This window comes from SAR324 cluster bacterium (assembly GCA_015232315.1).
Lineage (GTDB): Bacteria > SAR324 > SAR324 > SAR324 > NAC60-12 > JADFZZ01.
Window position 1 is genome coordinate 1 of the sequence record JADFZZ010000058.1, and the last position, 12,586, is coordinate 12,586.

General features: G+C 47.0%; 9 protein-coding genes. 5 read left to right on the forward strand and 4 right to left on the reverse strand.

Annotated elements, in window-relative coordinates; translation table 11 throughout:
* Positions 1–17: 17 nt before the first annotated feature.
* From HQM11_20650 to HQM11_20665, 4 genes are all read left to right on the forward strand, one after another.
* Positions 18–530 carry a DUF1016 domain-containing protein gene (locus HQM11_20650; GenBank protein MBF0353449.1) on the forward strand — a complete coding sequence of 171 codons (513 nt, stop codon included), beginning with the start codon at positions 18–20 and terminating at the stop codon, positions 528–530.
* Between the two features lie 139 nt (positions 531–669).
* Positions 670–2,562: a site-specific DNA-methyltransferase gene (locus tag HQM11_20655; protein MBF0353450.1), complete on the forward strand. Its 1,893-nt coding sequence runs from the start codon at positions 670–672 to the stop codon at positions 2,560–2,562.
* Between the two features lie 9 nt (positions 2,563–2,571).
* Complete coding sequence (locus HQM11_20660) at positions 2,572–3,759, forward strand: DUF1016 family protein (protein ID MBF0353451.1); 1,188 nt, start codon at positions 2,572–2,574, stop codon at positions 3,757–3,759.
* 102 nt (positions 3,760–3,861) lie between these two features.
* Positions 3,862–6,891: a DEAD/DEAH box helicase family protein gene (locus HQM11_20665; GenBank protein MBF0353452.1), complete on the forward strand. Its 3,030-nt coding sequence runs from the start codon at positions 3,862–3,864 to the stop codon at positions 6,889–6,891.
* Positions 6,892–6,912: 21 nt separating this feature from the next.
* Here the strand turns inward: HQM11_20665 and HQM11_20670 are convergent, their stop codons facing one another.
* From HQM11_20670 to HQM11_20685, 4 genes are read right to left on the reverse strand one after another with little or no spacing between them, the layout of a single operon-like run.
* Positions 6,913–7,731 carry a type II secretion system protein GspG gene (locus HQM11_20670; GenBank protein MBF0353453.1) on the reverse strand — a complete coding sequence of 273 codons (819 nt, stop codon included), beginning with the start codon at positions 7,729–7,731 and terminating at the stop codon, positions 6,913–6,915.
* Positions 7,728–8,522, reverse strand: a complete 795-nt coding sequence (locus tag HQM11_20675; protein MBF0353454.1) for a type II secretion system protein GspG — start codon at positions 8,520–8,522, stop codon at positions 7,728–7,730. The genes HQM11_20670 and HQM11_20675 overlap by 4 nt, the downstream gene beginning before the upstream one ends.
* The gene (locus HQM11_20680; GenBank protein MBF0353455.1) at positions 8,512–9,393 is read right to left on the reverse strand and encodes a prepilin-type N-terminal cleavage/methylation domain-containing protein; all 882 of its coding nucleotides are present in this window, start codon (positions 9,391–9,393) and stop codon (positions 8,512–8,514) included. The genes HQM11_20675 and HQM11_20680 overlap by 11 nt, the downstream gene beginning before the upstream one ends.
* Positions 9,383–11,644 carry a hypothetical protein gene (locus tag HQM11_20685; protein ID MBF0353456.1) on the reverse strand — a complete coding sequence of 754 codons (2,262 nt, stop codon included), beginning with the start codon at positions 11,642–11,644 and terminating at the stop codon, positions 9,383–9,385. Before HQM11_20685 ends, HQM11_20680 begins: the two co-directional genes overlap by 11 nt.
* A 425-nt stretch (positions 11,645–12,069) precedes the next feature.
* Between HQM11_20685 and HQM11_20690 the strand changes: the two genes are divergently transcribed.
* The coding region (locus HQM11_20690) for a hypothetical protein (GenBank protein ID MBF0353457.1) at positions 12,070–12,586 on the forward strand (517 nt) is incomplete at its 3' end.

The window sequence follows — 12,586 nt, forward strand, 5'->3', positions numbered from 1 at the left end:
CGGAAAGTATTGAGACCTTGAAAAATCCGTATGTCCTGGAGTTTTTAGGGTTGCCGGAAGTATCTACGTTGCACGAAAAACAGCTTGAATCCGCAATCATCACCCACCTGCAAACCTTTCTTCTGGAGCTTGGTAAAGGCTTTGCCTTTGTAGCCCGTCAGAAACGTATGCGCTTTGAAGATACTGACCATTATGTTGATCTGGTCTTCTATAACTGCATCCTCAAATGCTATCTGCTGATTGACCTTAAAATGGGTGAGCTGTCCTATCAGGATGTGGGGCAGATGGATGGCTATGTCCGCATGTTTGAGGATCTGTACACCGCACCTGATGACAACCCCACTATTGGTCTTATTCTGTGTGCGGAAAAGAATGAAGCCGTGGCGAAGTATTCTGTTCTGAGTGACCGCAAACAGATTTTCGCCTCAAAGTATATGCTGTACCTGCCAACCGAACAGGAATTGGCGATTGAACTGGAGCGGGAACGACGCTTGATTGAGGCTTATCTGGCTGAACAGGAAGATAAATGACGTTGACCGTTAACCGATCACTGTTGACCGAAAAATACGGTGAACGAAACCCGTTTTCCGATCACCGTTAACCGTTGACCGAAAATTACGGAGAACGGTCAACGGGGAACGGAGAACCCATTTATAAAAAGGAATAATCATGGACAAAATGAAGATGCAAACCCCCAATTTTGTGAACGAAAACATCAAAAAAATCGCGGAACTATTCCCCAACTGCATCACCGAGACAATTTCCACAGTCAACGGTCAACGGCAAACGGTCAACGGAATAGACTTTGACCAGTTACGGCAAGAGTTATCAGCAAGTCTGGTCGAAGGCACCCAGGAACGATACACCTTGAATTGGCCCGGTAAAAACGAGGCGATTCTGACTGCGAATGCCCCGATTGCCAAGACTCTGCGGCCTTGCAAGGCAGAGAGTGTGGATTTTGAGAACACCCGTAACGTCTATATCGAAGGTGATAATCTGGATGCGCTCAAACTGCTTCAGGAAACCTACCTGAACAAAGTGAAGATGATCTATATCGACCCACCCTACAACACCGGCAATGATTTCATTTATGAAGATGATTTCGCGGAAGATACGGAAGCATTTCTACAACGTTCCAATCAGAAGGATGAAGAAGGGAATCGGCTGGTTGCCAATACAGAAGCGAATGGACGGTTTCATTCCGATTGGCTGACGATGATCTATCCGAGGCTGAAACTGGCAAGAAACCTGTTGAGAGATGATGGAGTTATATTTATTTCGATTGATGACAATGAGATAACAAACTTGCGGAAGGTTTGTGATGAAGTGTTTGGGGAAACAAACCGCTATTGTACTTTTTCATGGAAACGAAGAAGTGGAGCAATGGATTCTGTCAATAATGTTAGCTCTGATCATGAGTATGTTGTCTGTTATGGAAAAACCCAAGGTAAACTAAACGGAGTCAAGCGATCCTATGAGAGATACTCAAATCCAGATAATGATCCAAGAGGACCTTGGATTGCAGATAATCTTAGTGCAGGCAAACCTGGAGGTAATACTTATTACGCTGTGATAGATCCTGAAAATGGTAATGCCTATTGGCCTCCAAAAGGAAGATATTGGCCTTACAGCCCAGAAACAATGTCTTCAAAAATAAAAGAAGGACGCATAATCTTCCCCAAAAGCAAAGATGGTTCACCACTGTTAAAGCGTTTCCAATTGGAAGCCAAGTCGGAAGTAGTGCCTATTTCAACATGGGGAGTTGATAAAACTTCAAAAGTTTCAAATGCTTTTATCACATCATTAAATACAGAAGGGACAAAAGAGTTAAAAACATTATTTAGTGACAAAGTCTTTACATTTCCTAAACCAACTCAGTTAGTTATTTCTCTTTTACAACAGGGAACAGAATCTAAAGATATCGTATTGGACTTCTTCTCCGGTTCCGCCACCACCGCCCATGCTGTTATGCAACTCAATGCCGAAGATAACGGCAACCGTCAATTCATCATGGTGCAGCTTCCCGAAGCTTGTGACGAAAAGTCAGAAGCCTACAAAGCCGGTTACAAAACCATTGCCGAAATTGGCAAGGAACGGATTCGCCGTGCTGGAAAGAAGATCAAGGAAGAAAACCCCCTCACCACCCAGAATCTTGATGTGGGTTTCCGAGTATTCAAAGTGGATACGTCCAACATAAAGGAGGTGTATTACACTCCGGAGGAACTGAAACAGGAAAATCTGGAACTGTTCAAGGATCACATCAAGCCCGACCGTAGCCCCGAAGACCTGCTGTTTCAGGTGTTCATTGACTGGGGACTTGACCTCACCCTGCCCATTGCCCAAAAAACCATTGATGGCAAGACGGTCTTTCTGGTGGATGCCAATGCCTTGGTCGCCTGTTTTGATGCCCCTGTAACTGAAGATCTGGTGAAGAAGTTGGCCGCACACAAACCCTTGCGGGTGGTCTTCCGGGATGATGCCTTTAGCAGCGATAGCGTCAAGATCAACGTCGAGCAGATTTTCAAACTGCTATCCCCTGGAACGGAAGTGAAATCGATTTAAGGGGCAGCTATGAGTCAGAAAAAAATAACAAAAAAGCAGACGAAAACAGCCTCGGATAATTCGCTACTGGATCGTGTTGTTTTGATTCTGGAGCAGGCACGCACCCATGTGGTCAGAGCGGTTAATAGCAGTATGGTGACGGCTTATTGGCTGATCGGGCGTGAGATTGTATTGGAACTTCAGGGCGGCGATGAACGGGCGGAATATGGCAAGCAGGTGATTGAAAATCTATCTAAACAACTAACCGTAAGATACGGCAAGGGATTTTCAACTACGAGCCTCTGGTATTTCAAACAGTTTTATGTTGCCTACCAAAATTACGTGCCAATTCTCCACCCATTGGGAGGAGAATTGAAGGATCAGCAAAAACTCTACCCAACGGGTGGGGAATTGACAGGAGCCGAGCAAAAAGATCGCACTGCGGGTGATGGCTTTGTACCCTGTTTCAATCCGCTCTTGAGCTGGTCACATTATCGGGCACTGATGCGGGTTGTCAAACCGGAGGCCCGTGAGTTCTATGAGCGGGAGGCCATTGAATGCACCTGGGATAAACGGTCGCTGGAGCGGCAGATACATTCGCAGTATTACGAACGAATGCTGAAAAGCCAGAACCCGCAGAAAATGATAGAAACTGCACGGCAGGAAATGGTACCACGCACGGAAAGTGTTGAGACGTTAAAAAATCCGTATGTCCTGGAGTTTTTAGGGTTGCCGGAAGTATCTACGCTGCACGAGAAACAGCTTGAAACCGCAATTATCACCCACCTGCAAACCTTTCTTCTGGAGCTTGGCAAAGGCTTTGCCTTTGTAGCTCGTCAGAAACGAATGCGCTTTGACGATATCGACCTTTATGTCGATCTGGTCTTTTATAACTGCATCCTCAAATGCTATCTGCTCATTGACCTTAAAATGGGTGAGCTATCCTATCAGGATGTGGGGCAGATGGATGGCTATGTCCGTATGTTTGAGGATTTGTACACAGCACCAGACGACAACCCCACTATTGGTCTTATTCTGTGTACGGAAAAGAATGAAGCCGTGGCGAAGTATTCTGTTCTAAATGACCGCAAACAGATTTTCGCATCGAAGTATATGCTATACCTGCCAACCGAACAGGAATTGGCGATTGAACTGGAGCGGGAACGGAAACTGATTGAAGCTCACCTGACTGAACAGGAAGATACAAGTGCAGAATAAAAAGAATAAAATGCAGAATAAAAAGAATAAATTGCAGAATAAATGCAGAATAAAATTTATAAAACACCAATCAATACAGGTCGCTACCTAAGAGGATATCCCATGAAACTTAAATTCAAAAAACAACAATTCCAGACTGACGCAGTCAATGCAGTTATTGAGTGCTTTGCCGGACAGCCAAAAACGGAAGGTGTCACTTATCGTATTGATCCCGGCAAGGGCAACAGTTCCAAGGGGCTTGGAACATCCCAAGTGAGTTTTGATTTATCCCAATCGGGCTTTAAGAACCGTGAACTGCTCAAGTCGCTGACCTTGCTGGAAAATATCCAGACGGTGCAACGGCGGCAGAACCTCCCGCAATCTGCAAAACTGGTCAGCACCAAGGTTTGCCCGGTCAATCTGGATATTGAGATGGAGACCGGCACCGGAAAAACCTACTGCTACATCAAGACGATGTTTGAGCTGAACCGATGCTATGGTTGGTCTAAATTTATCGTGGTTGTGCCGTCCATCGCAATTCGTGAAGGTGTGTTCAAGTCCTTCGAGATTACCGCCGAGCATTTCATGGAGGAATACAACAAGCGGGCACGATTCTTTCTCTATAATTCCAAACAACTGCATCACCTGGAACAATTCTCCTCGGATGGGGGGATCAATGTCATGATTATCAATGTCCAGGCATTCAATGCAACCGGGAAGGATGCACGCAGAATCTATGAAGAACTGGATGATTTTCAGTCACGCAAACCGATGGATGTCATTGCGGGAAATCATCCGATTATGATTCTGGATGAACCGCAGAAACTGGAAGGAGCTAAAACGTTTGATTCGCTGGCAAAATTTAATCCACTGGCCATCTTGCGCTATTCCGCCACCCACAAGACCGAGCACAATAAAATTCACCGACTGGATGCTCTGGACGCTTACAATCAGAAGTTGGTCAAGAAGATTGCTGTTCGAGGAATCACCGTCAGGGGGTTGACGGGCACGAATGCCTATCTCTATCTGGAATCCATTCAGATTTCATCGGGTCCCCCGGTTGCCCGTATTGAGTATGAGCTCAGGCAACAAACGGGTATCAAGCGAATCGTGCGCAAATTCGGCAGAAATGACAATCTCTTCGATCTATCGGGGGGATTGGAACAATACAAGGGCTTTGTGATTGCTGATATTGACGCAACAAAAGATACCGTCACGTTCACGAATGGTGTGATTCTGGAGGCCGGAGAAGCCACTGGCGATGTCAATGAATCCACCTTGCGCCGTATTCAGATTCGGGAAACGATCAGGGCACATTTTGAGAAAGAGCAAGCCCTCTTCCCCTTGGGAATCAAGGTGCTTTCCCTTTTCTTTATTGATGAAGTCGCCAAATACCGTCGCTACGATGGCGGTATTGAACAGCCAGGTGACTATGCAAAGATGTTTGAAGAAGAGTACAAGGCGGCTTTCAATGAATTACCGTTATTACTGGATATTCCCTATCGTACCTACCTTGAAGGCATCCAGGCAGCGAAGACTCACAACGGCTACTTCTCCATTGACAAGAAAAGTAATCGGCTGGTTGACCCGACTGTAGGGAAGAAGAGCACTGAAGCCGATGATGTGGATGCTTACGATCTGATCCTGAAGGACAAGGAACGCCTGCTCTCGCTGGATGAGCCTGTGCGGTTCATCTTTTCTCATTCAGCCCTGAGCGAAGGCTGGGACAATCCCAATGTCTTTGTGATCTGTACGCTGAAACACAGCGACAGCAGTATCCGTAAACGCCAGGAAGTGGGCCGTGGCTTACGGCTATGCGTTAACCAGAAGGGGGATCGTATGGACAGTGGCGCCAACATCCACGAAATCAATCTCCTGACGGTCGTTGCCAGTGAAAGTTATAAAGATTTTACAGCCGGATTGCAGAAGGAAATATCAGAATCTCTATCCGCCAGACCCCGTAAAGCGGATGAAGCCTACTTCATAGGCAAAGTCATTAAAACCCCTGAAGGTGAAGTTCAAATCACGCCGCAGATTGCCAAACAAATTTACCGTTACCTTGTCAAAAATGATTACACTAACGATAACGACGGGATTACGGCCAACTACCATGAAGCAATCAAAAACAATACACTGGCTCCCTTACCTCCGGAACTGACCCAATATACCCCCCAAATTGTCCAGTTGATCGAGAGTGTATTTAGTGACGCTACCCTACCGGGAATTGAAGATGGCCGCAAAGCCAAGCCCAATCTATTGAACAAGAACCTCGAAAAAGTTGAATTTAAGGCACTTTGGGAAAAGATCAACCGCAAGGCGGCCTACTCCGTTCATTTTGATACCGCTGAATTGATCAAGAAATGTGTGGCTACTCTGGATAGGGAATTGAATGTAACCAAACTGCAATATACCATTACGGGTGGGACACAGGGGGATTCCATTTCTTACGATGAGTTGAAAAGTGGACAAGGCTTTGCCGTCACGGAGAATACAACCGAGTATATGACGATCTCCGTTAATTCCGCAGTCAAATATGATCTGATCGGTAAGCTGACAGAAACCACCCACTTGACCCGCAACACCGTAGCGGCAATTCTGAAAAAAATCAGACCGGATAAGTTCGCGCAGTATCGACAGAACCCGGAAGACTTCATGCTCAAATCGGCAAGGCTCATCAACGAGCAGAAGGCCACCATGGTAGTTGAACATCTGACCTATAACCCCGTGGAAGACCGACACGAGCTTCACGAAATCTTTACCGTGGATAAACAGCAGGATTTCAGCCGGGCCGTCAAGACCGAGCGGCATGTTTATGATTATGTTTTTACCGATTCCAGGAATGAAAAGACCTTTGTAACCGAACTGGACAAGAGTACCGAAGTCGTTGTTTATGCCAAACTCCCCAAAGGTTTCTTCATCCCAACCCCCGTCGGGAACTATAATCCAGACTGGGCGATTGCCTTCAAAGAGGGGGCGGTCAAACACATCTATTTCGTTGCTGAGACCAAAGGCTCTATGTCCTCTATGGAACTGAGGAAGATTGAAGAATGCAAGATCGACTGTGCCCGAAAGTTTTTCACTGGGATCACTACCGATCAGGTTAAATATGAGATTGTCAGTGATTATGGAACGTTGATGAATCTGGTGAAGTGAGGGTTTTCTTTTAAGCTCTAACTAACCCGAAATATCATCAGAGCCAGGGGTGTTGCTGTTGTCCAGTTGGTCAGGTCCGCAACTGTAAAATTGATTGCGGACTTCATCCCAGACAAACCGGTTGCCCCAGGTATCGACCTCAATCTGTTCATCCACATTCGGAACATCGGTGATATTTTTTTGATTGGCAGGATGCGGCAGAGAAATAGGCTCGGTTTTGGGACAGAAATGACCTCCTGCCTCTTCGACCGCTCGGCCATTATCCAGATGGGCAAAGGGAACAGAGCTTTGAACTTCATTCAGGGCTTGCATGATGCTGTCAAGCCGTCCCATCGTTTCCTCAAGATATTCCTGACGGGGAATTCTGGCAGACGCTACCCAGACCAGATCATCGCCTCCCACCTGCAACGGAGTGTCCGTCCAGTTTTTCTGACCATTGGCCCCACGGGAAATGAGTAACGCGCAATTTTGTAAAGCACTGAAGCATCGTTGCCCGAAGTCAGGATATTGCCTGTAATCATAGTCGGTTCCCCAACTGTCTCTGGAAAACCGTTCGAAGGCGCTTGCCATGTAGGGGCCACTCCAGCTTGCGGGAGCCGCAACCGGTGCCGAAAGCAGGGCGGCCAGCCCCTGCACATTGGTGGGAAACATTCCGGTGTCTCTGTAGTAGTGATACAATCCCTGATCAATGTTTTTTAATTCGCTCATGGTCGCGGTTGTCGCCACACTGTCCAGAGAATGAAGCACCAGGGGGGTTCCCATTGCTCCGACAAGACCCATCAAACCCACACTCAAAGCCACTTCAAACAAACTGAAACCACGATATTTTCTGCGTTTCACAGGCCTCCAATGTCATCGCCGGCAAGGACGTTTCCGCCGGAACTTTCATCCAGCAGATTGGGTCCCCTGCTGTAAAACAGATTGAGTTGTTTGTGCCAGACAAAGTTATTTCCCCATTGGTCATGGTTGAAAAATGTTCCAAGATCCGGAATGTTCGCTATATTTTTTGCGCCGGTATCCAGGTCAGTGAACGTCACTGTAGCCCGATTTGCAATCAATTGCTTCATAACCACATTCAAGCGGTCTCTGGTTTCCTGCAATTGTTGGTTTTGCACAGAAACGGATGACACGATAGCAAACTGATCATCACCACTGCCGATCAGAGTATAATTGGGTGGAATTCCAGCCGTCAGCCATTCTGCGGTTCGATTGCCCCCGGCAGACAAAAGCAGACACCGGTTGTTGCCAATCGATGCCTGTCCATTGATGATCGGAACATTGGCATAGACAAAAGCAGTTCCCCAGGCATCCATCAGCAAACTGTCCGGATTCCCTGAAAGATAGGGACCATTCCAGCGGGCGAAGGCGGCACCAACAGGTTTTTCCAGAACCGCGTTCAATTGTCCTGACGGTGGGAAAACTCCCATGTCGGTGTAATACAGCGTCAGGCCTTTTTCCAGTGATTGCATCTTCTCACGGGTCGCGGTCACTTCACGAAACGTCATGACCTGCTTGGACAACGGCACCGCCATGCCAATCATGAGGGAAAATACAGCCAGGGAAATCATCATTTCCATCAGACTGAAGCCGTTGGATATGTTTTTTAGATCATTCTTCAATTCAAAATCCATCGATATCATCACCAAGCGTTCCTGAACAAATGCGTTCAATGTAATTGCAGGTTCCCAGATTATTGGGTTGCCCATCCCTGATCCGGTTGGGGCCTGTGCTGTAAAACTGCAACTGAATCGGATGCCACAAAAACGGCTGTCCCCAGGGATCTTTCCGGTAATAGGCGCTTATATAATTGACGCCTGCCATGTCCGTGCTGTTGATTAAAAAATTGATCGCGTCCGCAGGATTGGGGGAGCCTGACAGGTAATCCAGTTGCGGTTGCATATCCAGTTGGACCTGTTCATTGATGATTCGCAGGACATCGCGTGTTTTTAAATCCGCGGCCTGATTGGCTGATGCTTTGGAAACATCAATGTGGGGATTGTCCGGCGCGTTATTGGCGGAAACCACATTAACCCCGATAGCGGATGGTGTGTATTGAAAGGGCATGCCCCAGGCGTCCCACAGATTGTTGGGCATGTAACCGCTCAGATAGGGTCCCTGCCAGGTGATGGGTTCAAACGGAAAGGGGGGCAGACCGCCAAAGCTGAGGGTTGCGGTGGTGGGTTGTTCAATCAGGGCAACCAGCCCGACAGGTTTTCCACCTGACAACAACGAAGCATGAACAACGGCACCGGAAACAAGATCGACCACCGCAGGCGGAAAATCGCCAATGTCCTGATTATAGAGCGTCAATCCCTGTTCAATCAGGGCCAGTTTGTCATAGGTCAGCACAAAATTTGCCCGACTGGAAAGCGTGCTGACAATGGGGGTTGTGATTCCAATCACCACAGACAGCAAGGCCAGTGAAAGTGCGATTTCCATTAGGGTGAATCCACGTTTTTCAGGATAGGGATGGGGCTTCACAAGGACGGCTCTATTTTCCACGTTTGACACACAAGCGAATGTTTTTGGTATTCAGTTGAGGATCTTGAGGCTCAGGCAACAAACCAGTGCTGTTTTCTGAAACATCCCACTCTCCACGATATTCCAACGGATTACATTCTTTGCCTGTGTTATCCAGATAGATCTCTGTCACCCGATTTTCATCATCACTCAACATTTTTTGACGTTTGACACATAAATTCGCGAAAAATGTGGTTCGTGTCGCAGGTTGTTTATAATCCATGATGCCGCCGCTGGTCCCCAAATCCGCGGTTGCGTCCCAGAATCCGCGGTGTTCATAATCCGGCTCACTGCATCCCAGAAATTTTTTATCAGGCAGTGCGATGCCGGCCTTGTCACCACAATCCTGTGAAGGGCACGAACTGGTCACACTTCGAGTCACTTCAATCCGGACATCCAGCACCTGACTGGAGTTTTCCGAAATCCTTGAGGATCGGGCACACATGGTGACCCACTGGAAATTACTTGCAGGCTTTGAAGAATCATAAGGCGACCAGGAATTCATGTAGGTATTGATCCATGGACTTGCGCCATGCTGACCGCTACGCCAATATCCCAGGGATGTCATTCCCGGTTTTGGACAATCTGATCCCGGATCTATCTTGCTTCCAGCCTCCAGATTCACATCAAGGAACGCGCCTTTCCCATCCCCGATGGTGAAGCGGTTGACTTCTGGATCAAGCTGCCAGTCTACCGGACCGGGGGATCGATTGGTCGGATTGCCTCGTCCCACATCATTCAGTTCTTTGAAAATTGATTCCGACTTGCAGAACCCCTGGAAGACTTCGACATTCACATGAATGGGAACTTTGGCATTTCGATACAGCGAATACATATTGACACCCACGATGTATTCTCCCGCAGGTGGTTTATCCAGAAAATAGATGTCTTCGATCCATTTTGAAGGGTCCTGCGGATCCGTCTTTTCTCCATGAGTTCCAGAGATGGAACCATAGTTATGTCCCGGCGGAATCGTGTCTACATCCAGATAGCCCTTTACGGAGCCGATTTGTATATGAGGATGTCTGACGCCCTGAACGTTGCTGATGGTTGAACCATAAAACAGCATCTGTGTTTTTCCGCCTGATTCCAGTGGAATATATTTCAGCGCAAGATCCATATCAGCCTTGTCAGCGACAGGCCACCGCATGAAGGCTCTGAAGCCGACAACGGGCTTGCTGGGAATATCATCCCCGATCAGATTCCAGACATAACTTTGACTTGTGGACTGTTTGAAATAATCCCAGGTTTCTTTCGTTGTGGAATCCACTGGCAATTCACACACAGGCTTTGCCGCGAACGTTGCGGCGGTACGGGTTCCCTGACACAGGGAGTCTGTTTTATCAGGACCAATCACATAAAAATATCCGGCTTCGTCTTTGGTGATAGCCCAGCGCACCGGTTGTTTGTGGCGGTCTGTGATATTAAAATTTCCCAGAAGTCCTGAATTTTTCAGCAACATGACAGCACCTCCGGGACCGGGTTCAGGCATATTTTTGCGGATCTTGTCCCGATCCGCTTTGGTGAGTTTGCTACCGGTCGGAATGTAAGGTTCAGGATTCACCTGCCACCCCACCTGTTCCGCCCAGTCCATTTCTGCCGTTGTCCGCCCCGTGAGACAGGCGACTTCCAGAATTTTCTCAATGGATTCCACAGAATGGGCAGGATCATAGTTTAAGGATTCTGTCGCCGCGGTCACGATCATATACAAATCATCCGCAACCCCCAATTCCAGCCAGTTGTCAGTACTGGCAACGGCGGCTGACAAGGTTTTACCCTGCCGGGTGCTGTCAAGTTGGTTGTTGGAACCTTTATCCATCAAAAGCAGGGTGTTCATGCCGGTTTGTTTCCCCCGGATTGTGGGATTGATGATGAAAATATAATCCCTGTTTTTCCATTTCATGGCCAAATATTCCCGCATGACCCCAGTCACATAGGGGCCTTTCCAGTTTTTGTATTTTGCGGGTTCAGTTGTTGGATTATACGGATTAACGACAAGCGCGTCATTTCTCACCAGGTCTGCGCTGGGAAATTCGCCAATTGCCTGATAATAATCCAGAAAGGTCTGGCGAAACTGATTGATGTCCCGCACCAGTTCTTTTCGTTCCTTGAGATGGGTGAATTTGGTGCTTAACGGAATGGCAATGGCGGTGATCATGGCAATGGAAATGAGCGTGACAGTGATCACACTGAAAGTATATCCGCCCCTGTAACTCGTGGTATGATGTCGCATGTCTCCCCTCATGAACTAATTGTTAACTGATGCTCCCTTAATTCCCTATATCTGAAGTTTTGTTTAATCGCAATAAACCAAATCAACTAGAAACACTTTGGGATGGTTAAAAAATAACAGGGATAGCGTGCCCCACGGGACATAGGGCACGAGCAAACTTTTACAACTTATTTTTTGTCGTTCCTTAGGTTGTAAATGTCATAAAAAATTATTTTTATGACATGGGAGACATCACTTTGTATTATGATATTAATTGATTATGAGATCAATTACCGCATTTGATTACTCATGCAGGTCGCTCCCTCTCTTGCCTTTCGCCATCATTTTTTTATACAGGATTTTCATACTCTGTTTCCAGCATAGGGATTCCTTCTTTATTTGAGGCACAGGATTCTCTGTTATTATTAACTCATAATAGGCGGTGTATGAAATCAGTTAAAATCAATCACATTTGGGGTTTCAATGTTGAAATGTGTGTTTCTCTGGTCCTGTTCAGTTGCGTCTTTGCTGGACTGGCGGGTTGTGCGAATGAGGAAAAAGCTACGGCTGTTCTAACGGCACCGATGGAAAGCGGTGTTTTGGGAGACTCTCTGGCCATGGACGCTTCTGAATCGGTGTTCGACACGATTGAATGGTATCAGGATGACGTGAAACTTTCCCAATGTGAAGACAGTGATTCCTGTTTGGTTCTTTTTTCCCAGGAAGGCGTCTCTACCATAAAAATCAAGGTCCAAAAAAGTCCCTCAAACAATTCTCTGCCAGTCCTGGGAGATCTCATCAGTCCTTCTGAGGACACTACCGATGAAACTGACCTTCAAATTACGATAACGCCGACAGAAACCACTTCTGACATCGTGGAGACAGAAACGTCCACAACAACTACCGAGACAGCCACAACAACAGAAACCACAGCTACATCAACTTCCACCGTTACGACCAGTG

Bases quoted from the DNA above. Each gene is read 5' to 3' on its own strand.
- HQM11_20655 (MBF0353450.1), top strand. From the start codon at position 670: ATGGACAAAATGAAGATGCAAACCCCCAATTTTGTGAACGAAAACATC.
- HQM11_20660 (MBF0353451.1), top strand. From the start codon at position 2,572: ATGAGTCAGAAAAAAATAACAAAAAAGCAGACGAAAACAGCCTCGGAT.
- HQM11_20665 (MBF0353452.1), top strand. From the start codon at position 3,862: ATGAAACTTAAATTCAAAAAACAACAATTCCAGACTGACGCAGTCAAT.
- HQM11_20675 (MBF0353454.1), bottom strand. From the start codon at position 8,522: ATGGATTTTGAATTGAAGAATGATCTAAAAAACATATCCAACGGCTTC.
- HQM11_20685 (MBF0353456.1), bottom strand. From the start codon at position 11,644: ATGCGACATCATACCACGAGTTACAGGGGCGGATATACTTTCAGTGTG.